The sequence below is a fragment of the Rhodococcus sp. AZ1 genome (assembly GCF_054979605.1).
Map to the genome: position 1 here is coordinate 150,074 of NZ_JBUEQF010000008.1, position 26,039 is coordinate 176,112.

Genomic DNA, 26,039 nt, shown 5'->3' on the forward strand with positions numbered 1-26,039 from the left:
CGAGAACGGAGAACGTCGGTGCCACAGGGTGTTCCGCTGCAGGGGAGTATCCCCGACGATGGCCTGACCACACGCGCGCGACGCAATCAGCCGGTGTTGGCGGTGCACACCGGTGAGGGCAAGGGAAAGTCCACTGCCGCGTTCGGGATGGCGCTGCGTGCGTGGAACCAGGGTTTCGACATCGGTGTGTTCCAGTTCGTCAAGAGTGCGAAATGGAAGGTCGGCGAGGAAGCGGTGTTCCGACGGCTCGGCGAGCTCCATGACGCCGAAGGTGTCGGTGGCGCGGTGGAGTGGCACAAGATGGGCTCGGGCTGGTCGTGGTCGCGCAAACACGGTGACGAGTCCGACCACGCTGCCGATGCCGTGGAGGGGTGGCGCGAGATCGCTCGGCGACTCGAGAGCGAGCGGCACCGCTTCTACGTTCTCGACGAGTTCACCTACCCGCTGCACTGGGGGTGGATCGACGTCGACGAGGTGGTCGCCACGCTTGCGGCCCGCCCTGGTGGGCAACACGTGGTGATCACCGGGCGCCACGCTCCCGCAGCGCTCGTCGAGGCTGCTGATCTGGTCACCGAGATGACCAAGATCGCCCATCCGATGGATGTCGGGCGCAAGGGTCAGCGGGGTATCGAGTGGTGAACGCCCGGTGGTAGCGGCGAGCGAGTCTGGCCCCGTGCGGTGAGGGCGCTGGTGATCGCTGCGCCGTCGTCCGGCAGCGGGAAGACCACCGTCGCGACCGGGATCATGGGCGCCCTGCGCGCCGCCGGTCACCGGGTGGCGCCGTTCAAGGTGGGCCCCGACTACATCGATCCCGGTTACCACGCTCTCGCCGCCGGACGCATCGGCCGCAACCTCGATCCGGTCATGGTGGGCCGGGAGATGCTGGCTCCGCTGCTCGCGCACGGAAGCAGGGGATGCGACGTCGCCGTGGTCGAGGGCGTGATGGGGCTCTTCGACGGCCGCATCGACTCGTCGGCACCGATCACCACCCTCGCGGCCGGGTCGACCGCCGATGTCGCCGACGCGCTGGGCGCACCGGTGGTGCTGGTGGTCGACGGCCGCGGGCAGTCCCATTCCATCGGCGCTCTGGTGCAGGGGTTCGCCACCTTCGCCCCGCAGGTGCGGGTGGCCGCGGTGATTCTCAATCGGGTCGGCAGTGCCCGTCACGAACAGATACTGCGACGAGCATGCGAGGCGGTGGGCGTGCCCGTTCTGGGGTCGATCCCGCGCACCGCGGCCCTGACCGTGCCGTCCCGTCACCTCGGACTGGTCACCGCGACCGAACACGGCACCGAGGCACACGATGCGGTGGCCGCGATGGCCGACCTGGCCGCTCGCCACATCGATCTCGACGCGCTGGTCCGGATCGCCGACACCGCTCGGGTGCCGTCGTGTTCGCCCTGGACACCGCCCACACCCGATCATCGCCCCACGATCGCTCCGGTCATCGCGGTGGCCGGTGGGCCGGCGTTCACCTTCGGCTACGCCGAGCAGCGCGAGATCCTCGAGGCCGCCGGCGGGCGGGTGGAGGTGTTCGATCCACGGACCGATTCCCTGCCCGCGGGAACGTCCGCCCTTCTGATCGGGGGTGGGTTCCCGGAGCTTCACGCCCCCGAACTGGCCGAGAACGACGCGCTTCTTCGTGAGATCGCGGAGCTGATCGGCACGGGCGCGCCCGTGCACGCCGAATGCGCAGGTCTGCTGTACCTGGCCGCCACTCTCGACGACCATGCCATGGCCGGGGTGCTCGACATCGACGCGCGCTTCGGCAACCGCCTCACCCTCGGCTACCGCGACGCGGTCGCACTCACCGACTCGGTGATGTTCGACGCCGGCACGCGGGTGACCGGCCACGAGTTCCACCGCACCGCCGTCGTGCGCGGGGGCGACATCGCGTCGGCATGGGGATTTCTGCGGGAGAGCGAACCGGGCGTGCCGGCACGGGTGGTTCGCGAGGGCTATGTGGCCGCGGGGGGCGGCGTGCACGCGTCGTACCTGCACACCCACCCGGTGGCCACAGCCGTCGGGCTCGGCCGGTTGGTCGCGGCCGCCGAACGGGTGGGGACGCGGCGGTGAGGGTGGTCGCCGGGCTCGGTGCCCGCTCGTGCGTCACCGTCGACGATCTGGAGGCGGCTCTGCTCTGGGCAGACCGCGCCGGGGAGGTCGCGCTGCTCGCCACGATCGATCGCCGTCTCGCCTCACCCGCGCTGATCGAGGTCGCCCGCAGACGCGCAGTTCCCGTCGTCGGCTTCAGCGCTGCCGAGCTCGACGCGGTACCCGGCGTCGCACTCTCGCGTCGTGTGCGCTCGGCGGTGGGCGCCGGATCGGTTGCCGAGGCGGCGGCGCTGTTGGCGTCGGGCGCGGTGCATCCGATACTCGCGCGCACCGTCCTCGGGTGCGTGACGGTGGCCGCCGCCCGGTACGCCGACTGATCAGGCACTAGGGTCAATCGTCGTGGACGACACCGAATCCCCGTACCTGGCGGGCCTCGACCTGCGGGGGCGTCGAGTGGTTGTCGTCGGGGGCGGATCGGTGGCTCAGCGGCGGATCCCGCTGCTGCTCGCCTGCGGCGCCAGGGTCGTCGTGATCGCGCGATCGGTCACCCCGGCCGTCGAGGCCCTGGCCGACTTCGGGCAGATCGAACTCGAACTTCGCGACTACCGGTCCGGAGATCTCGCGGACGCGTGGTACGCCATCGCCACCACCGACGACCCGGGGGTCAACGAGGAGGTGGTTGCCGAGGCCACCGCCGCCCGAGTCTTCTGCGTGCGCGCCGATGCCGCGCGTGACGGGACCGCCGTGACCCCGGCGACGGCCCAGTACGACGGCCTGACCGTCGGCGTACTCGCCGACGGACACCATCGGCGCTCGGTCACCGTCCGCAACGCCGTCCTCGACGCACTCGAGGCGCGCGGGCTCACCTCGGGTTCACCGGAGAACGACGCGGAGACGGGTTCGACCACGCTCGGGTCCGTGGCGCTGGTCGGCGGTGGACCCGGTGATCCCGACCTGATCACCGTGCGTGGACGACGACTGCTGGCTCGTGCCGACGTGGTGGTCGCGGATCGCCTGGCACCACCGGAGCTGCTCGCCGAGCTCGGCCCCGACGTGGAGGTCATCGACGCCTCGAAGATTCCGTACGGCCGCTTCATGGCGCAGGAGGCGATCAACGACGCGCTCGTCTCACACGCCAAGGCGGGACGCTTCGTGGTCCGACTCAAGGGTGGCGACCCGTATGTCTTCGGCCGCGGCTACGAGGAGGTTCAGGCCTGTGCGGCTGCCGGTGTGCAGGTGACGGTGGTGCCCGGCATCTCCAGCGCCATCTCGGTGCCGTCGGCTGCCGGCGTACCGGTGACGCACCGCGGCGTCACACACGAGTTCGTCGTGGTCTCCGGACATCTGCGCCCCGATCACCCCGACTCACTGGTCGACTGGGCGGCGCTGGCCGCGTTGAAGGGCACGCTCGTTCTGTTGATGGCCGTCGAGCGCGCGACCGAGTTCGCCGACGTGCTCATCCGCGGGGGGCGCCCGTCCGACACCCCTGTCGTCGTGGTGCAGGAGGGGACGACCCGAACCGAGCGGGTTCTGCGGGCGGACCTGTCCACCCTCGGCGCCCGTGTCCGCGAGGAGGGAATCAGGCCGCCCGCGGTGATCGTGATCGGGCCGGTGGCTGGCTTCGCGTCCGGGACCCAGTAACCTTCATCACGTGTCAGACACTTCGACGAGTAAGCAAGCGGCCGGCGAGCACGAGCAGATCACCTACCCGGTGACCGAGCGAGCCCTCGGTCTGGCGATCATCGCGCTGAGCGGCACGCAATTGATGGCGGTGCTCGACGGCACCGTGGTCAACCTCGCGCTGGCGCCACTGCAGGCGGACCTCGGGCTCAGCGATGCGGGTCGTACATGGGTCATCTCGTCCTACGTCCTCGCCTTCGGCGGCCTGATGCTCCTCGGTGGTCGCCTCGGCGACGCGTTCGGCCGTCGTCGCATGTTCTTCCTCGGTGTCGCGCTGTTCACCTTCGCCTCCGCGGCCTGTGGTCTGGCGCAGAACGAGGCGATGCTGGTGATCGCGCGATGTATCCAGGGCGCCGGGGCCGCGGTGGCCTCGCCCACCGCGTTCGCGCTCGTCGCCACCACCTTCGCCCCGGGCAAGGTGCGTAACCAGGCGATCGCGATCTACGCCGCGATGACCGGCGTCGGATCCTTCGGCGGCCTGATCATCGGTGGTGCGCTCACCCAGGTGTCGTGGCGCTGGATCTTCCTGATCAACCTCCCGATCGGTCTGCTCATCCTCGCCGTCGGTGCACGTTCGCTCGTCGAGGCGAAATTCGAGCGCAAGCCGCTCGATGTTCCCGGGTCGGTGCTGGCCACCATCGGGTCCACCGCTGTGGTGTTCGGTCTGGTCGAGGCACCCGAACGCGGCTGGGGGGATCCGGTGATCGTGATGTCGTTCGTTCTCGGGGTTGCGCTGCTCGGCGCCTTCCTGGTGGTCCAGCGCACGTCGAAGAACCCGCTGCTCCCGCTGGGACTGTTCGCCGACCGCAACCGGGTGTTCACGTTCATCGCGATCTTCTTCTCCGGTGCGGTGATGTTCGCGATGACGGTCACTGTCGCCCTGCTCGTGCAGGACGTGCTCAAGTACACACCGCTCGAAGCCGGCTTGGCCTTCATCCCGTTCGGCGTCGGAATGGGCATCTCGGCCGGCATCGCCCAGTGGCTGGCCCAACGGATGCCGCCGCGCTACCTCGTGGCGATCGGATGCTCGATCTCGATCGTCAACCTCATCTACTCCTCGACGATCACCATCGACTCGAGCTACTGGCCGCATCTTGCCGTGCCGGTCCTGGGCATCGGCCTCGGTGTGGGCCTGTCGGTCGTGGCGCTGCCGCTGTGCGCGATCGCCAACGTCCCGATGGATCAGGTGGGCCCGCTCACCGCCATCGCCCTGGTCGGCCAGAACATCGGTGGTCCGCTCGGCCTCGCCGTGATCAGCGCGATCGGCGCCGCCCGCACAGTCGACCTCGGTGGGCGCACCGGCTCGGCAGTCGGGATGGACCGGCCCGAGCTGATCGCCCTCGGCGAGGGCTACACGGCGGGCTTGCTCGGGTGCGCCGTGATCACCCTGCTGGTGGCCCTGGCCGCGCAGGGGATCCGCTACACCGCGGACGACGTCGCGCAGGCCAAGGCCGCGCAGGACGCGGTCATGGCCTGAGAAGGGCAACTCACTCGGTCAGGACGACGATCCGGGTGGGGTCGGCCACCTCGGCGCGCAGTCCCGCGCGTCGGGCGACGGCGACCACCGCGCGAGCATCGCTCGGCTCGGCCCGAGACACCGTCAGAGCGCGCGCCAGCAGTCCCTTGTGGTGCTTGTTGAAGTGACTGACCACCGTGCGCGAACCGTCGGCTTGTTCGGTCAGAACGGTCGCGGTGACGGCGCCCGGTATTGGTCCCAACTGCTGGTACGCCCCGGAGCGCAGGTCGACGACCAGCCCGGTGGCGGCGCGGGCCACGGCGTCGCCGAGCACCGGACGCCACATCGCTCGCAGCGTCGGCATGCCGGGCAGTGCCGACCCGCCCGAGAGGCGATAGCGGGGGATGGCGTCGTCGGCGCGGACGATGCCGAACAGAGCCGATCCGATGGCGATGCGCTCGCCCGCGCGCGCCCTCTGTGCGCGTGTGAACGTCCGGGCGCCGAGGGCGTCGTAGAGCACGCCGGTGTACCGGGTCAGCGCCGGTGTGGTCGGTGCGGTGCGCAACCGGGCGTTGTCCTCGATCTCGTCGAGCTTGGCAGCGCTCACCCCCAACGCGGCGCGCGCGGCGTCGGGGTCCGCGGCGAGGTCGATCAGGGAGTCGAGCAGCGTCGTGCGCACCGCCGTCAGTTCCGGAAGCCACAGCGTGGCGGGGTCGAGGGGGGCGCCGGCACCGCCGACTGCCTTGGTCTCGGAAGGGGGGAGCACAACCAGCACCGAGCCAACGCTACCCGGGTGGCCTCGGTCTAGGATCGGCCACTGTGATCACCCGCCTGTCCCGCCTGTTCCTGCGCACGCTGCGCGACGATCCTGCCGATGCCGAGGTGGCCAGCCACAAGCTGCTCGTGCGCGCGGGCTACGTCCGCCGGATCGCGCCGGGTGTGTACTCCTGGCTGCCGTTGGGGCTACGGGTGCTGCGCAACATCGAACGCGTCGTGCGCGAGGAGATGGATGCGATCGGCGCGCAGGAGATCTCGCTGCCGGCGCTGCTGCCGCGTGAGCCGTACGAGACCACCAACCGGTGGACCGAGTACGGGCCCGGCCTGTTCCGACTCAAGGACCGGCGTGGGGTGGACATGCTGCTCGGGCCGACGCACGAGGAACTGTTCGCGTTGACGGTCAAGGGGGAGTACAGCTCCTACAAGGACCTGCCGGTCGTGCTCTACCAGATCCAGACCAAGTACCGCGACGAGGAGCGGCCTCGAGCGGGCATCCTGCGCGGGCGCGAGTTCGTGATGAAGGACTCGTACTCGTTCGACCTCGACGAGGGAGGTCTGAAGCAGGCCTACCACGCTCATCGCGAGGCCTACCAGCGGATCTTCGCCCGGCTGGGCATCGACTACGTGATCGTCGCCGCCACGTCGGGCGCCATGGGCGGAAGTGCGTCCGAGGAGTTCCTCGCCGCGAGTCCCATCGGGGAGGACACCTACGTGCGGTGCCCGGAATCCGGTTACGCCGCCAACGTCGAGGCCGTGATCACGCCGGCGCCGCCGGAGATCCCGCTCGACGGACTTCCCGCGGCCACCGTCCATGCGACCGGTGACACACCCACCATCGCCACGCTCGTCGACTGGGCCAACTCGGCAGGGTTGGGGCGCACGGTGACGGCCGCGGACACGCTCAAGAACATCATCGTGGAGCTGACGCACCCGGACGGGCGAACAGAACTGCTCGGCATCGGGATTCCCGGTGACCGTGAGGTGGACGACAAGCGCCTCGAGGCGTCGTTGGCGCCGGCAGAGTTCACGATGATCGGTGACGCGCAGTTCGCCGCGAACCCGTTCCTCGTTCGCGGTTACATCGGCCCGAAGGCTCTGCAGGACAACGGTGTTCGTTACCTCGTCGACCCCCGTGTGGTGACGGGTTCGCGGTGGATCACCGGTGCAGACTCGCTCGGGAACCACGTGGTGGACCTCGTGGCCGGACGCGACTTCGTTCCCGACGGCACCATCGAGGCGGCCGAGGTCCGCGACGGTGATCCCTCCCCGGACGGGCGCGGGACCCTGGTCACCGCCCGCGGCATCGAGATCGGTCACATCTTCCAGCTGGGTACGAAGTACACCGATGCGTTCTCGGTGGACGTACTCGGGGAGGACGGCAAACCCGTTCGCCTGCTCCAGGGTTCGTACGGCATAGGTGTCTCGCGCCTGGTCGCGGTCATCGCCGAGCAGACTCACGACGACAAGGGACTTCGGTGGCCGGTCGAGGTCGCACCCGCCGCGGTACACATCGTGATCGCCAACAAGGACGACGGCGCGCGAACCGGCGCCGAGGACCTCGCCCGCGAGCTCGACTCGCGCGGTGTCGAGGTCGTTCTCGACGACCGCCCGAAGGTGTCCCCCGGGGTGAAGTTCAAGGACTCCGAGCTCCTCGGATCCCCCTACGTCGTCGTTCTCGGTCGCGGGTGGGCGGAGGGAACCATCGAGATCAAGGATCGCCTCAGCGGCGAGACACGAAATGTGGCGTCGACGGATGCCACGGCAGAGGTGCTTGCACTGCTTGGCCGCTGACAGGGCCGGCGAACGAACGCGAGCGGCTCGTCAGGGTTGCCCCGGCAGCGCAACCGTGGCCGGGGATATCCCGAGAATCACCCGCCACTGGGCCGCCCGCATCGCGCTGTCGGTCAGGGCCGTCACGGCCGCGGACGTCGTATCGGCCGTGTCGCTGCGCTCGATCACCGACCGCCACGCGACGGAGGTGTCCATCTCCACGCGCAGGGCAAGCTGCGCTGCGGTCGTCGCGTCGCGCACGGCCAGCGGAACCGAGTAGCCGGCTGCCGGCTCGGGCACGGGCACGCCGGCTGCGGTCAGTGCGTCGATCGTCGCGTCGCGGCGGGCGCGGTGTGCCTCGGTGTGGGCCGAGACCAGGAGAGCGCGCTCGGGCAACGTGAACGCGGCGACGAGCCCGAACGCGAACACCGCCCCGTACTCCGCGCCGAGCGCGTCGAGGAGGGCCTGCTGCTCGGGGGTGGGTGTACTCACGCCAGTGTCACCTCCGCCGAGACCGCGCACGAGGCGCTGATCGCGCCGAGGAGGCCCGCGCGGTACCCCCGCTGGGACACTGCCAGATCGGCTGCCGAGCGGGCCGAGCGCGTGAGTGCGTCGCGAACGGCGTCGGTGGTCGCGGGCGCGGTGGGGGCAGTCGTCCGTGCCGAACCGGTGCCCGGTGTCGGTGTCGGTGCGAAGCGATCGGCGAGGCGCGCCACCTCGCGGGCCAGCGCGTCGGCGTGCGCGCTCCGTTCGGCCGAGATGGTTGTCAGCGCGTTGCGTTGCGCCGGGGAGGACACGATGGCCGCGGTGGCAGACGCCGCATCCGCGCGCGCTGCGTCCAGGGCGTCGACGAGCGGGTCCACCTCGGTCGGCCCTCGGTCGGACTCGTTCCCACAGGCGATCAGTGCTGCGCTGATCCCGCCGGCACCGACCAGGATCGTGCCCGCTCTCAGCGCCTGACGCCGGGTCACAGATGAGGTCACGGTGTTCGGCACGCCCACATCGTGCCAGCCCCGCACCTGAGAGTCGGAATCCGACACCAGCAGGGGAGGCGCTCGCCTCGGGCAGAGCGCGGGCGGTACGGTGGAGAACCCCGGCACACACCCCGTGTTCTGAGCACGTCACCGTCCGAGCACGTCACAACTGAACGAGGAGATCACCGATGCCGATTCCGACCCGGGAGCAGGTGATCGATCTTCTCGAGCGGAACTCCGAGAGGTTGGACTGCGATGTCGAGGAGGTCGTGGTCACTCGTGCCGGTTCTCACAGCGTGGTTCGCGTGGTGGTCGACCGCGACCGGGGATTCGAGCTCGACGCGATCGCCGATCTGAGCCGCACGGTCTCGGAGATTCTCGATGCGCTCGACGACGGAGGGAACACCCCCTACAACCTCGAGGTGACCACACCGGGAGTCGAGCGCCCCCTCACGCTTGCCCGCCACTGGGTGCGAGCACGGGGGCGGCTGGTCACGTTCGTCCTCGCCGACGGCACCCCGATGGAGGGGCGGGTCGGACGCACGGACGGCGTCTGCGTCGACATCGTCGAGCGCACCCGCAGCGGACCGGCGGTGCGCACGGTGGCGCTGGCAGAGATCAGCGACGCGGTGGTTCAGGTCGAGTTCCGCACACCCAACCCGCTCGAGATCGAACTGGCCGGTGGGGTCACCCCCGGCCGCGTGGACCCGCTCACTGCTCCCGAGCTCAGTGTTCCTGTAGACAGCCCCGACAGCCCCGACGAGTAGGACAGGACCTTCCGACGTGAACATCGACATCACCGCGCTGCGGGCCATCGAAGCCGAGAAGGGTATCTCGATCGACATGGTCATCGAGACCATCGAGTCCGCCCTGCTCACGGCATACAAGCACACCGAGGGCCACAAGAGCTCGGCCCACGTCGTCATCGACCGCAAGTCGGGAACCGTTCGGGTGATGGCCCGCGAGCTCGATGATCAGGGCAATGTCGTCGCCGAGTACGACGACACCCCCGAGGGCTTCGGACGCATCGCCGCCACGACGGCCCGCCAGGTGATTCTGCAGCGACTGCGGGATGCGGAGAACGAGCGGACCTACGGCGAGTTCTCCACACACGAAGGCGAGATCGTCGGTGGCGTCGTCTCCCGCGACACCAGGGCCAACGCGCGGGGCACCGTGGTGGTGCGGATCGGGACCGACGCGGGAGTCGAGGCCACCCTGGCGCAGGCCGAGCAGGTTCCCGGCGAGACGTACGAGCACGGCGATCGCATCAAGTGCTACGTCATCGGGGTCTCGCGAGGCGCGCGTGGCCCGCAGATCAACCTCAGTCGCACGCACCCGAACCTCGTCCGAAAGGTCTTCGCCCTGGAGGTACCCGAGATCGCGGACGGTTCCGTGGAGATCGTGTCGGTGGCGCGCGAGTCGGGACACCGATCGAAGATCGCGGTGCGCTCGACGGTTCCGGGCCTCAACGCCAAGGGCGCGTGCATCGGGCCGGTGGGCCAGCGGGTGCGCAACGTGATGAGCGAACTCGGCGGCGAGAAGATCGACATCATCGACTACGACGACGATCCGGCCCGCTTCGTCGGCAACGCCCTCTCACCGTCGAAGGTGGTGTCGGTGACGGTGGTCGACGCCGCAGCGCGGGCGGTTCGGGTGGTGGTGCCCGATTATCAGCTGTCCCTGGCGATCGGGAAGGAAGGTCAGAACGCACGGTTGGCGGCGCGACTGACCGGCTGGCGGATCGACATCCGCAGCGACGCCGCCGAGACCCGCCCCGAAGCCGCGCCGGACGGTGCAACGCGCGGGTGAGTGCGCGATTGTCCGAACAGGAGGTCGCGGCGCTAGAGTGGTGCGTGGTTCAGTGCGACCCCGATGGTGAGCAGAGCTCTCCGGTTCTCCCGGAGCGCACGTGCGTCGGATGTCGGGGTCGCTCACTGGTCCGCGATCTGGTGCGGATGGTTGCACGGGTCGACCACGACGGCTCGTGGCGCGTCGAGGTGGACCACCGCCGAGTACTACCGGGTCGAGGTGCATGGTTGCATCCCGATCCGCAGTGTCTGCACCAGGCGGAGCGGCGCCGAGCCTTCGGGCGGGCGCTCCGCAGATCGGGTTCTCCCGATCTCACCGCTGTTCGTCGAGATCTCCTCGGCGACCGGCACTGAACGGTCTCGTACCACGGGACACACGCTCCACCCGGTCTCTGGATCCACCCGGCTTCAGGCTTACCCGGTTAAAGGCTTCACGAGAAGAACAGGTACACGAACCCATGAGCACACCGTGACGCAGCAATGAACGTCCATCGGACATAACCCGAGGTCGCGCGGGCACCCATGACAGGGGCCACGCTCGACCTCTCAGTGAGGAGAGCAGTGGCAGGCAAGGCCCGCGTGCACGAGTTGGCCAAAGAACTCGGCGTCACGAGCAAAGATCTACTCGCACGGCTCAAGGAGCAGGGCGAGTTCGTCAAATCGGCGTCGTCGACGGTGGAAGCACCCGTCGCGCGCCGTCTGAGGGAGTCCTTCCCCTCGGCAGCAGCAAACGCGGGCGCAGCGCCCGCGGCCCCCACCCCCGCGCCGACCCGCGGTCCCAAGCCCGGCGGTCCGCGTCCCGGTCCCCGCTCGGCGCCCGCCCCCGAGGTCGCGGCGCCCGCGCAGGTTCACCCGGTGGTCGAAGCTCCGCCGGCTGCACCGTCGGCGCCCGCCGCGACGTCTGCGCCGTCGGCGCCCGCGGCTCCGGCTGCCGCAGCCGCTCCCGCACCGGCGGGACCACGTCCGGGCCCCAAGGCCCCGCGCGTGGGCAACAACCCCTACTCGTCCGCTCCGGTCGAGCGTCCGGCTGCCCGCCCGGCACCCGGTCAGGCACCTCGCCCCGGCGCAGTCGGTCGGCCGACACCCGGTCAGGGCGGCCCGCGACCGATCGTGCCCGGCGCACCTCCGCGTCCGCCGGCCGGTCAGGGCGGTCCGCGCCCCGGCGGTCCCCGACCCAATCCCGGCGGCATGCCGCCGCGACCGAACCCCGGCGCCATGCCGTCGCGGTCGGCGCGCCCGGCACCCTCGCCGGGCGGGCGTCCCGGCCGTCCCGGTGCACCCGGTGCCCGTCCGGGACCCGGTGGCGGCGGTGGCGGGTACCGCGGCGGCGCTCCCGGCGCCCCCGGAGCCGGAGCGCCCGCGGCCGGTGGATTCCGCGGTCGGCCCGGCGGTGGCGGTCAGCGTGGTCGCGGGGGTGCAGCGGGCGCCTTCGGTCGCCCCGGTGGCGCGCCTCGTCGTGGACGCAAGTCGAAGCGGGCCAAGCGCGCCGAATACGAGAACATGCAGGCACCCGCCGTCGGCGGTGTGCGGCTGCCTCGCGGTAACGGCGAGACTATTCGCCTGGCCCGGGGAGCCTCGCTCTCGGACTTCGCGGAGAAGATCGACGCGAACCCGGCCGCACTGGTTCAGGCCCTGTTCAATCTCGGTGAGATGGTCACGGCCACACAGTCGGTCAACGACGAGACCCTCGAACTGCTCGGCGGCGAGATGAACTACGTCGTGCAGGTCGTCAGTCCTGAGGACGAGGACCGGGAGCTTCTCGAGTCGTTCGACCTCACCTACGGCGAGGACGAGGGCGGGGAGGACGAGCTCGAGTCGCGGCCGCCGGTGGTGACCGTGATGGGTCACGTCGACCACGGTAAGACTCGCCTGCTCGACTCGATCCGCAACACTGCGGTCCGCGAGGGCGAGGCCGGCGGCATCACCCAGCACATCGGTGCGTACCAGGTGCTCACCGAGCTCGACGGCAACGAGCGTCTGGTGACCTTCATCGACACGCCGGGCCACGAAGCGTTCACGGCCATGCGTGCGCGCGGTGCCAAGGCCACCGACATCGCGATCCTCGTGGTTGCCGCCGACGATGGCGTGATGCCGCAGACGGTGGAGGCGATCAACCACGCGCAGGCAGCCGATGTGCCGATCGTGGTGGCGGTCAACAAGATCGACAAGGAGGGCGCCGACCCGGCCAAGATTCGCGGTCAGCTCACCGAGTACGGCCTGGTGGCCGAGGAGTACGGCGGCGAGACGATGTTCGTCGACATCTCCGCCAAGCAGGGCACCAACATCGATGCCCTTCTCGAGGCCGTCCTGCTCACCGCCGACGCGGCTCTCGATCTGCGGGCCAACCCGGACATGGAGGCCCAGGGTGTGGCCATCGAAGCGCACCTCGACCGCGGTCGCGGTCCGGTGGCCACCGTGCTCATCGCTCGCGGAACCCTGCGGGTCGGTGACTCGATCGTTGCCGGAGACGCGTACGGACGCGTGCGGCGGATGGTCGACGAGCACGGCGAGGACATCACCGAGGCACTGCCCTCGCGTCCGGTACAGGTGATCGGCTTCACCTCGGTGCCCGGCGCCGGTGACAACCTTCTCGTCGTGGACGAGGATCGAATCGCTCGCCAGATCGCGGACCGCCGCAACGCGCGCAAGCGCAATGCGATGGCGGCCCGTAGCCGTAAGCGCATCAGCCTCGAGGATCTCGATTCGGCTCTGAAGGAGACCTCGCAGCTGAACCTGATCCTCAAGGGCGACAACTCCGGAACGGTGGAGGCGCTCGAGGAGGCACTGCTGGGCATCGCCATCGACGACGAGGTGCAGCTGCGAGTGATCGACCGCGGCGTCGGCGGCGTGACCGAGACCAACGTCAACCTCGCATCGGCCTCCAACGCGGTGATCATCGGCTTCAACGTGCGGGCCGAGGGCAAGGCCACCGAGCTGGCCAACCGCGAAGGCGTCGATATCCGGTACTACTCGGTGATCTACCAGGCCATCGACGAGATCGAGAAGGCCCTCAAGGGTCTGCTCAAGCCGATCTACGAGGAGGTCGAACTCGGTCGGGCCGAGATCCGGGCGATGTTCCGCTCGTCCAAGGTCGGCAACATTGCCGGCTGCATGGTCACGTCGGGTGTGGTGCGCCGCAATGCCACCGCGCGTCTGATCCGCGACAATGCCGTGGTCGCCGAGAAGGTCACCATCAGCTCGCTGCGACGGGAGAAGGACGACGTGGTGGAGGTTCGTGACGGGTTCGAGTGTGGTCTGACCGTCACGTACTCCGACATCAAGGTCGGCGACGTGATCGAGGCGTACGAACTGCGGGAGAAGCCGCGCGACTGACGCCACGATGCGGGAGCGGACGCGGCGGGTGTCGTGTCCGCTCCCGGAGCGGGCGGAGGCTCGAACGGACAGGAAGGGGGGTTCGGTCAGCACATGTACATCGGTGCCCTCGAACTCGACGTACTTCTCGGAGATGTGCACTCGCTCAAGGAGAAGCGATCGGTGGTTCGTCCGCTCGTGGCGTCGCTCGCGCGCTTCGGGGTGGCTGTCGCAGAATCCGGTGAGCAGGAGCGGTATCGACGGTCTTTGATCGGAATGTCGCTGGTCAGCAGCGACGTCGAGCATCTGCACGACGTACTCGACACCTGCGAGCGGCATGTGGCGGATCGTCCGGAGGTGCAGCTACTGGCGGTGCGTCGTCGAATCTTCGGACCCGACGACTGACGGGGCCGCGTGGAGCCGTCGGTGCGCTCTTTACCGGCGGGGGCATGACCAGAACCAAGTGATCGGTGGTCGGCGTGACGTCGACCAGGCTGACGGACAGGAGAGCGATCGTGGTTGATCAGGCGAGGGCTCGCAAGCTTGCCAAGCGAATCGTGACGATCGTGGCGACCGCGATCGACACCGAGATCAAGGATCCCCGATTGAATTTCGTCACCATCACCGACGCCAAGGTCACAGCGGACCTTCACGACGCCACCGTCTTCTACACCGTGCTCGGCGAGACGATCGACGCCGAACCCGATTTCGAGGCGGCGGCGGCCGGTCTGGAGAAGGCCAAGGGTGTGTTGCGGTCCCTGGTCGGCGCGGGAACCGGGGTGCGCTACACCCCGACGCTGGCATTCGAGCCCGATCGCGTCCCCGATACCGCCCGCCACATGGAAGAACTGCTGGCCCGGGCTCGTGAGATCGACAACAAGGTCGCCGAGGTCGCTGCCAATGCGACACCGGCCGGGGAGGCCGATCCGTACAAGGCCCCGCGAACCACCGACACCGAGGCCGACTGATCGATGATCGACAGAACCGCTGCGGACACCACCGCGACCACCCGATCGGCGCCGCCGGACGCTGACGCCGGGTCTGCGGCCACGCCGCCGTTCTCCCGCGCGATCGATCTACTCGGGGCCGCGTCGACGGTCACGGTTCTGTGTCATGTCCAGCCCGATGCCGACACCATCGGCAGTGGGCTGGCCCTCGCGCTGGTGCTCTCTCGGCGTGGAGCCGATGTCCAGGTCGCCTTCGCCGCCCCGGAGCGGGTTCCTGAGTCGATGGAGCAGTTCCCGGGCCGGGAGTTCATCGTGGCACCGGCGAACGTTCGTGAGAACGTGGATCTGGTGGTGACCGTCGACTGCGGTAGCAGTGGCCGGTTGGGTGCGCTGGCCTCGCGACTGAGTGGCGCCGACAACGTGCTGGTGATCGATCATCATCTGTCCAACACGCATTTCGGTTCGGTCAATCTGATCGATCCGCAGGCCGAGTCGACCACCGCGGTGATCGTCACTCTCCTCGACCTGTGGGGTGTGCCGCTCGACGAGCACCTCGCGCACTGCCTGTTCGCCGGGCTGGTCACCGACACCGGATCGTTTCGGTGGGTTCGGCCCGGGTCGCATCTGCTCGCCGAACGCCTGCTCGCCACGGGGATCGACGGCGCTGCCATCGCCCGTCGCCTGCTCGATACTCATCCGTTCGGTTGGTTGCCGATGCTGGGTGCGGTTCTGGGATCGGCGAAGCTCGTGCCGCAGGCCGCGGGAGGTGCGGGGCTGGTGTACGCCGTGATCACCAGTGCCGACTCGCAGGGGTTGCGATCGGAGGAGATCGAGAGCGTCGTCGACATCGTGCGCACCACCGCCGAGGCGCGGGTGGCCGCCGTGTTCAAGCAGGCCGATGGCGGTTGGACCGTCTCACTGCGCTCGAAGGACAGCATCGACGTCTCCCTCGTGGCGACAGCGCTCGGCGGGGGAGGTCATCGCTACTCCGCCGGCTACACCGCGCCCGGCGACATCGACGGTGCCGTCGCGGCTCTGGTGTCCGCCCTCGACGACAGCGCCGAGAACTGCTGAGCAGCACGGCCGAGACCCTGTGACGCACGCACGCGACGACAACGCAGGCGGGGGCGAGATCCACACCCGGGCGTCGGGGCGCGCACTGCTCGCCCTCGCGGTTCCTGCCCTGGGTGTGCTGGTGGCCGAGCCGCTCTACCTTCTGCTGGATTCGGTGGTCGTCGGACGGCTCGGTGCCGTCGAGCTCGCATCGCTGGCGGTGGGCTCGGTGGTGCTCACCCAGGTGTCCACACAGCTGACCTTCCTCTCCTACGGCACCACCTCGCGCGCCGCGCGACTGCACGGAGCGGGCCGCGATCGCGACGCGGTCGGCGAGGGCGTCCAGGCAACGTGGATCGCGCTTGCCCTCGGGGTGGCGATCGTGGTCGTGGTGCAGCTGACTCTCGGTCCGATCGTGTCCGCACTCGGTGCCGATGCATCCATCGCCGGTGGAGCCGGGGACTGGCTGTCGGTGGCGGTTCTCGGTGTCCCGATGATCCTGGTGTCGCTGGCCGGGAACGGGTGGATGCGCGGTGTCCAGGACACTCGGCGTCCACTGCGCTACGTGGTCGGTGGTGTCCTGGTGTCCGCCGGGCTGTGCCCGGTGCTGGTGCACGGGCTGCTCGGTGCACCGCACCTGGGCCTGGCCGGCTCTGCCGTGGCCAACGTGGCAGGTCAGAGCGTGGCCGCGGCCGCGTTCCTGAGCGCTCTGGTGCGGGCCGGGGTGCCGCTGGCGCCCCGGTGGTCGATCGTTCGGGAGCATCTGGTGCTCGCCCGCGACCTGGTGTTGCGCTCGCTGGGCTTTCAGGTGTGCTTCGTCTCCGCCACGGCGGTGGCGGCGCGCTTCGGCGCTGCGACCGTCGCCGCCCACCAACTCGTCCTGCAGTTGTGGTTCCTCAGCGCCCTGGTGCTGGACTCGCTCGCCATCGCGGGCCAGTCGTTGATCGGTGCCGCCCTCGGTGTCGACCGCGGGGACGACGGCGTCGGTGTGCGGGCGATGGCCAAGCGAATCACACTGTGGTCCACGCTGGTCGCGCTCGTGCTCGCGGTGGTGTTCGCGGTGGGATGGGACGCCGTCTCGGCTCTGCTGACCTCGGATCGAGAGGTGATGCAGAGAATGGACGACATCTGGTGGCTCTTCGTGCTGGTTCTGCCGATCGCCGGAGCGGTGTTCGGTCTCGACGGGGTACTGCTCGGCGCCGGTGACGCGGCGTTCCTGCGTACCAGCACGCTGACGGCGGCGTTGGGCGGATTCCTGCCGATGATCTGGCTGTCGCTGACGTTCGGTTGGGGGCTGCGGGGGATCTGGGTGGGTCTGGTGCTGTTCGTGGTGCTGCGCCTGGCCGCCGTGGGGTGGCGCGCAGCCTCTGGTGCGTGGATCACCACGGGTGCCCACGTGCCCGGTGCGGCGGGGAAGGGATACTGATCGGATGAGCCCCGCAGGAGATCTCGATTCGGCGCCCCCAACCCTGTGGGCGGTGAGCGATCTGCACATAGGTCACCGGGGCAATCGTCCGATCACGGAGTCGATCGAGCCGAGGTCGGCGCACGATTGGCTGATCGTTGCAGGCGACGTCGCTGAGAAGACCGACGACATTCGCTGGGCACTCGAGTTGCTGGCCGGGAAGTTCGAGAAGGTCGTCTGGGTTCCCGGCAATCACGAGCTCTACACCACCGTGAAGGACCCGCAGCAGATCCACGGTGTGTCGCGGTACGACTGGCTGGTGGCGATGTGCCGGGAGATCGGGGTCGTGACACCGGAGGACGAGTACGCCGTCTGGGCGGACGAGGACGGCCCGGTCGCCCTGGTCCCGCTGTTCGTGCTCTACGACTACACGTTCCTGCCGGCAGGCACGGTGGGCAAGTCCGACGGCCTTGCCCTTGCTCGCTCGCGCAACGTGGTGGCCACCGACGAGTTCCTGATCACCCCCACTCCCTACGCCTCGATGGAGGCCTGGTGTGCGGAGCGGCTCGAGAGCACACGCGCTCGGCTCGATGCACTGGATCCGTCGATGCGCACGATTCTGATCAACCACTACCCGTTGGTGCGCCAGCCCACCGAGGTGCTGATGTACCCGGAGTTCGCCATGTGGTGCGGCACCGTGGCCACCGCCGATTGGCACACGCGATACCGAGCGCTGTGTTGCGTCTACGGGCACCTGCACATTCCCCGCACCACGTACTACGACGGGGTGCGCTTCGAGGAGGTGTCGGTGGGCTACCCGCGCGAGTGGAAGAGACGCGGGCTCCCGGATCCGGTGTACCGGCAGATTCTGCCGGTACCGGAGTACCCGCCCGGCTCGCTGAACAAGTTCGGAGGCCATTTCCCGCTCACCCCGGAGATGGAGGCCGAGGTGGAGCGGATGCGTCGGGGCGGGTCCCCCGGGTGAGCGCCGAACGCACCACCGGCGCCACGCTCCTGGGATCGGTACTGCCTCCCGAGATCGCGGCCGAGGAACTCTTCGGTGACCCGCCAGGGCTCGAGGCGCACCCGCACGAGGAGCATCTGATCGCGCGAGCGGTGGAGAAGCGTCGCCTGGAGTTCATCTCCGCTCGTCATTGCGCGCGACGGGCGATGGTCACCCTCGGCGTACCCGAGGCGCCCATCCTCCGCGGCGACGCGGGGTCCCCGAAGTGGCCGTCGGGCCTGGTCGGCAGCATGACGCACACCGACGGCTATCGGGCGGCCGCACTGGGTTTCACCCGCGACGTGCGGTCGATCGGCATCGACGCCGAGCCGCACGAGCCGCTACCCGAGGGGGTTCTGCCTGCCGTGAGCATCGAGCGCGAGCGTTCGTGGCTGGCGGGTATCGAGAGCCGGGATCGACAGGTGCATTGGGACAAGCTGCTGTTCTGCGCCAAGGAGGCCACCTACAAGGCGTGGTTCCCGCTCACCGAGCGCTGGCTGGGATTCGAGGATGCGGCGATCACCTTCGAACGCGACGACGCCGGAGACGATCCGGCCGGGTCGTTCCACTCCGACATTCTGGTCGGTGGTCGAACACTCTCGGGTGATCGCCTGGTGGCCTTCGATGGTCGCTGGGCGGTTCGCGACGGATTGGTCGTGGCAGCAATCGTGGTGCGCTGACCATTCCCGCGTTACCGTTGGGACCGTCCGGAACGTGTTGTTCGCCACACTCGCGAGCGATCCGTTCCAGCCGACCAGACCAGAAGGTCTGGCAAGGATACGGTTGGTCTCCGCTCACCCCTCGGTGGTCCGATCGCATACGAGAATTCAGGTGATCCCATGAGCCTCGCCCCCGATCAACGCTCCTACCAGGCATCGATTCCCGATCGATACACCCGCTCCGACGGCGAGGTCTACCTCACCGGCATCCAGGCCCTCGTGCGCATGGTCACCGACCGCGCCCGGATCGATCGCCTGGCCGGTCTGCACACGGCGTCCTTCATCTCCGGCTACGAGGGCTCACCCCTGGCCGGATACGACCTCGAGATCGCCCGACGGCGATCCATTCTCGAGCCATTCGACGTCACCCACCGGCCGGCTCTGAACGAGGAACTCGGCGCCACCGCGGTGATGGGATCGCAGCTGGCTGCGCGCGTGGGGAACCTCGCCGTCACCGGCGCCGGGCGGCGCGACGGGATCGTCGGCTACTGGTACGGCAAGGCGCCGGGTCTCGACCGCGCCACCGACGCGCTGCGCCACGCGAACATGGTCGGCACCGATCCGTCCGGTGGTGCGGTGGCGCTGGTGGGCGACGACCCCGGCGCGAAGAGCTCGACCATCCCGTGCGCATCGGAGATGGCCTTGGCCGACCTGTACATGCCCACGCTGTACCCGGCCGACTCGCAGGACGTCCTGGACTTCGGCGTGCACGCTGCTCTGATGTCGCGGGTGTCCGGGTTGTGGACGGCGATGAAGGTGTGCGCGTCGGTGGCCGACGGCGCGTCGACGGCGGTGGTCGATCTCGATCGATTCACCATCGACCACGGCGACCTCGCTCGCAGCCCCCACGTGCCCAGTGGGCGACTGCTCGGCAGCAGCCTGATGGAACTCGAGCAGAACCAGCTGACCATCCGCAAGCCGCGTGCGGTCGAGTACGCCCGGCTCAACGGGATCAACCGCATCGTGGTGCGCAGCGCCGACGACCGTATCGGCATCGTCGCCGCCGGCAAGACCTACCTCGATGTGCGCGAGGGACTTCGGCTCATCGGCATCGCGGACGACGACCTGCGCCGCCTGGGCATCCGGATCCTCAAGCTGGGCATGATCTACCCGCTCGAACGCACCGTTCTCGACGAGTTCGTCACCGGGCTCGACGAGGTGATCGTGGTCGAGGAGAAGCGCGACTTCATCGAGACGATGATCCGGGACATCCTCTTCGACCGGGCTCGTGGCGGCCGTGCCCCCGCCGTGACGGGCAAAGTGCACGAGGACGGTTCGACGCTGTTCTCGCGCTTCGGTGAACTCGATGTCGATGCGGTCACTCTCGGACTGGCGCAACGACTCTCGCGCCATGCCGGAATCCCGGCGGCGACGGCATGGCTCGACGATCGTCACCGCCGTCCCACCCGAATCGAGATCCCGCTCGCGGCCCGCACGCCCTACTTCTGTTCCGGGTGCCCGCACAACAGCTCGACCAAGGTGGCCGACGGCACCCTCGTGGGGGCCGGGATCGGTTGCCACGCAATGGTTCTTCTGATGGACCCCGCCCAGGTCGGTGACGTCGCCGGGATCACCCAGATGGGTGGGGAGGGTGTGCAGTGGCTCGGGATGGCGCCGTTCCTCGAGGAGAAGCACTTCGTGCAGAACCTCGGCGACGGAACCTTCGCGCACTCGGGTTCGCTCGCGCTGCGGGCCGCGGTCGCAGCGCAGGCCGACATCACCTACAAGATCCTCTACAACGGCACCGTGGCGATGACCGGCGGCCAGGACCCGGTGGGCGACAGCGGTCTGGTGGACCTGGTGTCGCTGGTGCTGGCCGAGGGTGTGGCGCGTGTGGTGGTGACCACCGACGACGTGCGACGGACGGGTCGACTCGATCTTCCGGCCGAGGTCGAGATCCGTCATCGTGACGACACCCTGGCGGTTCAGGCAGAACTCGCCGCCGTACCCGGGGTGACGGTGCTGGTTCATGATCAGTTCTGTGCCGCCGAGAAGCGTCGTGGGCGCAAGCGGGGCACCGTGGCGACCCCGGCCACCAGGGTGATGATCAACGAGCGCCTGTGCGAGGGCTGCGGCGACTGTGGCGAGAAGTCCAACTGCCTGTCCGTTCACCCGGTGGAGACCGAGTTCGGCCGCAAGACCCGCATCGATCAGAGTTCGTGCAATCTGGACTACTCGTGCCTGAAGGGCGACTGCCCGTCGTTCGTGACGGTTCGACCCGGAGCGTCCGGACCGGCCGTTCCGGTGGTGGCCGACCTCGACGCCGCCGCACTGCCGGACCCGCAGCGGCGGCCTCGGCGCGGCAACGGCTTCCGTGCCCGGATCACCGGAATCGGGGGTACCGGAGTGGTCACGGTCTCGCAGATTCTGGCCACCGCCGCGGTGTTCGACGGGCATCATCCGCGCACCGTCGACATGACCGGACTGGCCCAGAAGGGTGGCGCGGTGGTCAGCGACCTGAAGGTGAGTTTCGACGGCAACGTCGAGCAGGCCGCGAGGATCGCCACCGGCGACTGCGATCTATACCTGGCGTGCGATCAGCTGGTCGGAGCCGACTCCGCGAACCTTCGGGTGGCCGACCCACGATTCACCGTGGCGGTGATGTCCTCGAGTCGGGTGCCGACCGGAGCGATGGTGGTGGACACCGCGGCCACGTTCCCCACCAACGAGGCCGTGGCCGCGGTCGTGGAGCCGGCCGCCGCGCGGACCGTCGCGCTGGACGCGTCGAGCGCGGCGACCAGGCTCTTCGGTGACGAGCAGTACGCCAACATGCTCATGGTCGGAGCGGCGTATCAGGCGGGCGCTCTGGCCGTCTCGGCAGAGTCGATCGAGGCGGCCATCGCGGTGAACGGTGTCGCGACCGCTCGCAACGTGCAGGCGTTCCGGCGAGGTCGCCAGTTGGTCGCCGATCCCACTGCGGTCGACGACGCGATCGCAGCGGTGCACCGCCGGCTGCCCGTGGGGCCGGCACGGGCGGCCGCTCGTGAGCTGGTCGCGGTGCTCGGACGCCTCGACGACGATGTCGCCCAGTCGATCCTGCGTCGTGTGGACGAGTTGATCTCGTACCAGAACGTCGCCTATGCACGTCGCTTCGTGGAGGTGCTCGCTCGCGTGCGGGCGGCCGAACTGCGCTCGGGGGGTTCGGCGCTGACCTCGAGCGCCGCGCGGAACCTGTACAAGCTGATGGCCTACAAGGACGAGTACGAGGTTGCCCGGCTGACCCGCGATCCGGAGTTCGCCGCCGAGGTCGCCGACACCTTCGGCGCCGACGCCGCCGTCGCGGTTCGTCTGCACCCGCCGGTGCTCCGGGCGATGGGCATGCGGTCGAAGTTGTCGATCGGTCGGCGCGGTCGGCCGGTTCTGACCGCTCTCGCCGCTGCCCGGCGGGTGCGGGGCACGGCGTTCGACCCCTTCGGTCGTACCAGGATGCGCCGCCTCGAACGCGAGTTGATCGTGGAGTACGTCGGGGTGCTCGACGCGATCGTCGCGGCGATCGAGGACGGTCGGATCACGGCCGCGGCCGACCCCGCCCTGATCGCGCTCACCGATCTGCCCGACATGGTGCGCGGTTACGAGCAGATCAAGCTGGCGAACATCGAGCGCTACCGCGCGGCCCTGACCGCGCAGCGGGAGCGCCTGGGCATCTGAGCCGCGTGGCACACTCTGCTGCGTGCCGTCCGCTGCTTCCGGGTCTCCGCGCCCGAAACCGCCGTCGGGCCTCGACGGGGCCGGGCTGCTGATCGTCGACAAGGACGCCGGCATGACCAGCCACGACGTGGTCTCGCGGTGTCGCAAGTTGCTCCACACCCGCAAGGTCGGGCACGCGGGGACACTCGATCCCATGGCCACCGGGGTTCTGGTCCTGGGCGTCGAACGCGCGACGAAGATGCTGGGTCTGCTGGCCCTGACCACCAAGTCGTACGACGCGACCATTCGGCTCGGGTGGTCCACGACCACGGACGATGTCGAGGGCGAGGTGCTCGCGGTCGCTCCGGCCGATCTCGTCGCGTCCGTCACCGAGGAGATGATCGACGGCTCGATCCGGTCGTCGATCGGCGACATCGAGCAGGTGCCGTCGAGTGTGAGTGCCATCAAGGTCAACGGTCGGCGTGCACACGCCCTGGTCCGTGAGGGGACGCAGGTGAGCCTGCCCGCGCGGCGGGTCACGGTCTCGCGCTTCGATGTTCGTGATCGGCGGCGCGGTGCGGACTCGGCCGGTCGCGGATGGATCGAGCTCGATGTTCGCGTGGACTGCTCGTCCGGCACGTACGTCCGCGCCCTCGCGCGTGACCTCGGTGACGCCCTCGGTGTCGGTGGGCACCTGACCGCTCTGCGTCGAACCCGGGTCGGTCCGTTCACCCTCGAGCACGCTCGCACGCTCGCCGACCTCGCCGAGGATCCCCGGGTGAGCCTGGACGTCGATCAGGCGGCAACCCTGGCGTTCCCGCAGCGTGCGATCAGTGCCGCCGAGGCGGAGTCGATCTCGCAGGGCCGGTGGCTCGAACCCGTCGGCATCGAGGGCACGTACGCCGTCGTGGATCCGGCGGGGCGGGCGATCGCCCTCGTGCAGGAACGTGGACGCCGAGCCGGTTCGGTGATGGTGGTGCGTCCGGCGACGCTCGGCGGCTGAGACCTGCCGGGCCCTGCGGCACCATGTGACCTGCTGGGCCCTGCGGCACCATGCGACCTGCTGGGCCCTGCGGCACCATGCGACCTGCCGGGCCCTACGGCACCATGCGGATCGCCCCGGCCGCGTCGGCGCCGATCTCGAGCGTGCGCCCGTCCGTGAACCCGATGCGCAGGGTGTTCTCACCGCGCTCGAGGACGGTGATCGCGGTGTCCAGCGTGATCCCCATGTCGGCGAAGGCGCGCAGCATGTCCGGGTCGCTGTCGGAGATTCGCGCCACGCGTCCCGCGCTGCCGGGCCCGTAGTCCGCGAGCACCGTGGCCGCTGCGGTCGGCAGGGCACCCTCGACGGAGGGGATGGGGTCCCCGTGTGGGTCTCGATCCGGTCGACCCAGTTTGCGATCGATACGTTCGATGAGCAGGTCGGAGACCGCGTGTTCGAGTACCTCTGCCTCGTCGTGCACCTCGTCCCAGCCGTAGCCGAGTTCGTCGACCAGGAAGGTCTCGAGCAGTCGGTGTCGCCGCACCATGGCCACCGCTGCGCGCCGACCGGCCTCGGTCAGGGCGATCGACCCGTAGCGGGCGTGGTCGAGCAGGCCCTGATCGGCGAGTTTGCGTACCGCCTCCGATACGGTGGACGGGGACACGCTCATGCGCTCGGCGAGCATCTTGGTGGTCACCGGCTCGTCGGAGTACTCGCGTGCGGTCCAGATCACCTTGAGGTAGTCCTGGGCGACAGCGGTCAGGGCTGCGGGTTCGGGACCCTTCTCGGTCCGCGGGCTGGGCGACACGCCACCACCCTAGGGGCGCGCGCCGGGTCGGGCTCGCGGTCTCGCGGCCGAAACGGCGTGCCCGGTACGCGTGACCCGCGACCATCCGGCCCGTACCCTTGTGCGAGTGCAGAGGTGGCGAGGTCTCGATGAGGTTCCTGCCGACTGGGGACGGTGTGTTCTGACCATCGGCGTGTTCGACGGTGTCCACCGCGGGCACGCCCAACTGATCGATCGCGCCGTGAAATCCGCCGCGCAGCGCAACATTCCGAGTGTGCTGATGACATTCGATCCGCATCCGATGGAGGTTGTGCGGCCGGGAAGTCATCCCGCTCAACTCACCACGCTGGCCCGGCGCTCGGAACTCGCGGAGGAACTGGGCATAGACGTGTTCTGCGTGATGCCGTTCACACCCGAGTTCATGAAGCTCACACCCGACCGCTACGTCCACGAGATCCTCGTCGAACGTCTGCACGCCGCCGAGGTGGTGGTGGGGGAGAACTTCACCTACGGCAAGAAGGCCGCGGGCACCGTGACGATGCTCGAGGCAGCCGGGCGACGCTTCGGTTTCGCGGTGGACGGCGTCGGGCTGCTCACCGAGGACGCCGTCACCTACTCCTCGACCTACATCCGCGCCTGCGTCGACGCCGGTGACGTCGGCGCCGCCGCGGACGCGCTCGGTCGCCCGCACCGCGTGGAGGGTGTGGTGGTACACGGTGACGGCCGCGGGCGCGCCATGGGCTACCCGACGGCGAACGTCGCTCCGCCGATGTACGCGGCCATCCCGGCCGACGGTGTGTACGCGGGGTGGTTCACGGTGCTCGGCGCCGGTCCGGTGATCGGGACGGTGAGCCCCGGGGCTCGCGCACGAGCGGCCATCTCCATCGGTACCAATCCCACGTTCTCCGGTCGTACCCGCACGGTCGAGGCGTTCGTGCTCGACGGCGGCGCGGACCTGTACGGCCAGCACGTGGCGGTCGACTTCGTCGAACGCGTGCGAGGCATGGAGGCCTTCGGCTCGGTCGAGGCCCTGCTCGAGGCCATGGACCGCGACGTGGTGCACACCCGCGAGATTCTCGACGCCGCGGAATCGGCCGGGCGCTGACATCACCTGCACGGCCCGGGGGCCTGCGCACGGCCCGAGGTCGGCGGGTGTGGTCCAGGCCGGCGATATTCGCTGGTAGGCTCAACCGTCGGTGCGCTGCGGTCCATGGTGGCCACCGACTGTTTCTGTCGATTCGCATGGACGTCTATCACCAGGAGTACCACCGTGGCATTGACCGCCGAGCAGAAGAAGCAGGTTCTCACCGAGTACGGCCTGCACGAGACCGACACGGGCTCGCCGGAGGCGCAGGTCGCGCTGCTCACCAAGCGCATCACCGATCTCACCGAGCACCTCAAGACCCACAAGCACGATCACCACTCGCGTCGTGGTCTGCTGCTCCTCGTGGGTCGTCGTCGGCGTCTGCTCAAGTACGTGCAGAAGGTCGACGTCGCTCGCTACCGCTCGCTCATCGAGCGTCTGGGTCTGCGTCGATAGCCATCACGGTCGACAACCAGCAGACACGTTCTCCAACCCGCCATCTGCCGACGGGGCCCGGTGCCTACACTGGACCCCGCCGGCCAGAGGTGTTTCACGCAACGCGTGACCAGCTCCAGCAGCAGTGAGAACCAGTAGGAACAC

At 69.2% G+C, this 26,039-nt stretch carries 24 protein-coding genes; 20 read left to right on the top strand and 4 right to left on the bottom strand.

Annotation, left to right across the window (positions count from 1 at the left end; genetic code table 11):
• Window positions 1-18 precede the first annotated feature (18 nt).
• The 5 genes from cobO to ACY48E_RS12080 are packed head-to-tail and all read left to right on the top strand — an operon-like array spanning window position 19 to window position 5,212.
• Window positions 19-639 carry a cob(I)yrinic acid a,c-diamide adenosyltransferase gene (cobO, locus tag ACY48E_RS12060; protein WP_462872419.1) on the top strand — a complete coding sequence of 207 codons (621 nt, stop codon included), beginning with the start codon at window positions 19-21 and terminating at the stop codon, window positions 637-639.
• Between the two features lie 39 nt (window positions 640-678).
• Window positions 679-2,076, top strand: coding sequence for a cobyrinate a,c-diamide synthase (locus ACY48E_RS12065; protein WP_462872420.1), 1,398 nt, complete (start codon window positions 679-681; stop codon window positions 2,074-2,076).
• Window positions 2,073-2,432 (top strand): cobalamin biosynthesis protein, encoded by a 360-nt coding sequence (locus tag ACY48E_RS12070; RefSeq protein WP_462872421.1) that lies wholly within the window; start codon window positions 2,073-2,075, stop codon window positions 2,430-2,432. The genes ACY48E_RS12065 and ACY48E_RS12070 overlap by 4 nt, the downstream gene beginning before the upstream one ends.
• Before the next feature lie 22 nt (window positions 2,433-2,454).
• Window positions 2,455-3,696 (top strand): uroporphyrinogen-III C-methyltransferase, encoded by a 1,242-nt coding sequence (gene cobA / locus ACY48E_RS12075; RefSeq protein WP_462872422.1) that lies wholly within the window; start codon window positions 2,455-2,457, stop codon window positions 3,694-3,696.
• Between the two features lie 10 nt (window positions 3,697-3,706).
• Entirely contained in the window at window positions 3,707-5,212 is a 1,506-nt protein-coding gene (locus ACY48E_RS12080; RefSeq protein ID WP_462872423.1) for a DHA2 family efflux MFS transporter permease subunit, read from the top strand.
• A 10-nt stretch (window positions 5,213-5,222) separates the two neighbouring features.
• On the opposite strand, the gene yaaA is transcribed toward ACY48E_RS12080, so the two are convergent.
• A complete protein-coding gene (gene yaaA, locus ACY48E_RS12085) occupies window positions 5,223-5,966 on the bottom strand; it encodes a peroxide stress protein YaaA (RefSeq protein ID WP_462872424.1) in 744 nt (247 codons plus the stop codon).
• Between the two features lie 44 nt (window positions 5,967-6,010).
• Between yaaA and ACY48E_RS12090 the strand changes: the two genes are divergently transcribed.
• Window positions 6,011-7,759, top strand: a complete 1,749-nt coding sequence (locus tag ACY48E_RS12090; protein ID WP_462872425.1) for a proline--tRNA ligase — start codon at window positions 6,011-6,013, stop codon at window positions 7,757-7,759.
• A 30-nt stretch (window positions 7,760-7,789) separates the two neighbouring features.
• Here the strand turns inward: ACY48E_RS12090 and ACY48E_RS12095 are convergent, their stop codons facing one another.
• A complete protein-coding gene (locus ACY48E_RS12095) occupies window positions 7,790-8,230 on the bottom strand; it encodes a ferritin-like domain-containing protein (protein ID WP_462872427.1) in 441 nt (146 codons plus the stop codon).
• On the bottom strand, window positions 8,227-8,721 hold the full coding sequence (locus tag ACY48E_RS12100; protein WP_462872428.1) for a hypothetical protein: 495 nt from the start codon (window positions 8,719-8,721) through the stop codon (window positions 8,227-8,229). The genes ACY48E_RS12095 and ACY48E_RS12100 overlap by 4 nt, the downstream gene beginning before the upstream one ends.
• A 179-nt stretch (window positions 8,722-8,900) precedes the next feature.
• On the opposite strand from ACY48E_RS12100, the gene rimP reads away from it, so the two are divergent.
• The 12 genes from rimP (at window position 8,901) to truB (ending at window position 23,589) form a co-directional block, all read left to right on the top strand.
• Window positions 8,901-9,479 (top strand): ribosome maturation factor RimP, encoded by a 579-nt coding sequence (rimP, locus tag ACY48E_RS12105; RefSeq protein WP_462872429.1) that lies wholly within the window; start codon window positions 8,901-8,903, stop codon window positions 9,477-9,479.
• A gap of 16 nt (window positions 9,480-9,495) precedes the next feature.
• Window positions 9,496-10,521: a transcription termination factor NusA gene (gene nusA / locus ACY48E_RS12110; RefSeq protein WP_462872430.1), complete on the top strand. Its 1,026-nt coding sequence runs from the start codon at window positions 9,496-9,498 to the stop codon at window positions 10,519-10,521.
• Window positions 10,522-10,565: 44 nt separating this feature from the next.
• Window positions 10,566-10,874: a YlxR family protein gene (locus tag ACY48E_RS12115; RefSeq protein ID WP_462872478.1), complete on the top strand. Its 309-nt coding sequence runs from the start codon at window positions 10,566-10,568 to the stop codon at window positions 10,872-10,874.
• A 207-nt stretch (window positions 10,875-11,081) separates the two neighbouring features.
• Entirely contained in the window at window positions 11,082-13,853 is a 2,772-nt protein-coding gene (infB, locus tag ACY48E_RS12120) for a translation initiation factor IF-2 (protein ID WP_462872431.1), read from the top strand.
• A 93-nt stretch (window positions 13,854-13,946) separates the two neighbouring features.
• Window positions 13,947-14,237, top strand: a complete 291-nt coding sequence (locus ACY48E_RS12125; RefSeq protein WP_462872432.1) for a DUF503 domain-containing protein — start codon at window positions 13,947-13,949, stop codon at window positions 14,235-14,237.
• A gap of 110 nt (window positions 14,238-14,347) precedes the next feature.
• On the top strand, window positions 14,348-14,800 hold the full coding sequence (gene rbfA, locus ACY48E_RS12130; protein ID WP_462872433.1) for a 30S ribosome-binding factor RbfA: 453 nt from the start codon (window positions 14,348-14,350) through the stop codon (window positions 14,798-14,800).
• 3 nt (window positions 14,801-14,803) lie between these two features.
• Complete coding sequence (locus tag ACY48E_RS12135; RefSeq protein ID WP_462872434.1) at window positions 14,804-15,853, top strand: DHH family phosphoesterase; 1,050 nt, start codon at window positions 14,804-14,806, stop codon at window positions 15,851-15,853.
• A gap of 19 nt (window positions 15,854-15,872) precedes the next feature.
• On the top strand, window positions 15,873-17,258 hold the full coding sequence (locus ACY48E_RS12140; protein ID WP_462872435.1) for an MATE family efflux transporter: 1,386 nt from the start codon (window positions 15,873-15,875) through the stop codon (window positions 17,256-17,258).
• 4 nt (window positions 17,259-17,262) lie between these two features.
• Complete coding sequence (locus tag ACY48E_RS12145) at window positions 17,263-18,222, top strand: metallophosphoesterase family protein (protein WP_462872436.1); 960 nt, start codon at window positions 17,263-17,265, stop codon at window positions 18,220-18,222.
• Complete coding sequence (locus ACY48E_RS12150) at window positions 18,219-18,920, top strand: 4'-phosphopantetheinyl transferase family protein (RefSeq protein ID WP_462872438.1); 702 nt, start codon at window positions 18,219-18,221, stop codon at window positions 18,918-18,920. The genes ACY48E_RS12145 and ACY48E_RS12150 overlap by 4 nt, the downstream gene beginning before the upstream one ends.
• 159 nt (window positions 18,921-19,079) lie before the next feature.
• Window positions 19,080-22,607: an indolepyruvate ferredoxin oxidoreductase family protein gene (locus tag ACY48E_RS12155; RefSeq protein WP_462872439.1), complete on the top strand. Its 3,528-nt coding sequence runs from the start codon at window positions 19,080-19,082 to the stop codon at window positions 22,605-22,607.
• A 112-nt stretch (window positions 22,608-22,719) separates the two neighbouring features.
• Window positions 22,720-23,589 (top strand): tRNA pseudouridine(55) synthase TruB, encoded by an 870-nt coding sequence (gene truB / locus ACY48E_RS12160; protein ID WP_462872479.1) that lies wholly within the window; start codon window positions 22,720-22,722, stop codon window positions 23,587-23,589.
• A gap of 94 nt (window positions 23,590-23,683) precedes the next feature.
• Here the strand turns inward: truB and ACY48E_RS12165 are convergent, their stop codons facing one another.
• Entirely contained in the window at window positions 23,684-24,376 is a 693-nt protein-coding gene (locus ACY48E_RS12165) for a metal-dependent transcriptional regulator (RefSeq protein WP_462872440.1), read from the bottom strand.
• Window positions 24,377-24,482: 106 nt separating this feature from the next.
• Between ACY48E_RS12165 and ACY48E_RS12170 the strand changes: the two genes are divergently transcribed.
• Entirely contained in the window at window positions 24,483-25,460 is a 978-nt protein-coding gene (locus tag ACY48E_RS12170; RefSeq protein WP_462872442.1) for a bifunctional riboflavin kinase/FAD synthetase, read from the top strand.
• A gap of 165 nt (window positions 25,461-25,625) precedes the next feature.
• The gene (gene rpsO, locus ACY48E_RS12175) at window positions 25,626-25,895 is read left to right on the top strand and encodes a 30S ribosomal protein S15 (RefSeq protein WP_462872444.1); all 270 of its coding nucleotides are present in this window, start codon (window positions 25,626-25,628) and stop codon (window positions 25,893-25,895) included.
• Window positions 25,896-26,039 lie beyond the last annotated feature (144 nt).

What these genes read in the sequence shown, in the direction of transcription:
- ACY48E_RS12155 (WP_462872439.1), top strand. Translation starts at nt 19,080, where the DNA reads ATGAGCCTCGCCCCCGATCAACGCTCCTACCAGGCATCGATTCCCGAT.
- rimP (WP_462872429.1), top strand. Translation starts at nt 8,901, where the DNA reads ATGCCGATTCCGACCCGGGAGCAGGTGATCGATCTTCTCGAGCGGAAC.
- ACY48E_RS12145 (WP_462872436.1), top strand. Translation starts at nt 17,263, where the DNA reads ATGAGCCCCGCAGGAGATCTCGATTCGGCGCCCCCAACCCTGTGGGCG.
- truB (WP_462872479.1), top strand. Translation starts at nt 22,720, where the DNA reads ATGACCAGCCACGACGTGGTCTCGCGGTGTCGCAAGTTGCTCCACACC.
- ACY48E_RS12135 (WP_462872434.1), top strand. Translation starts at nt 14,804, where the DNA reads ATGATCGACAGAACCGCTGCGGACACCACCGCGACCACCCGATCGGCG.
- ACY48E_RS12125 (WP_462872432.1), top strand. Translation starts at nt 13,947, where the DNA reads ATGTACATCGGTGCCCTCGAACTCGACGTACTTCTCGGAGATGTGCAC.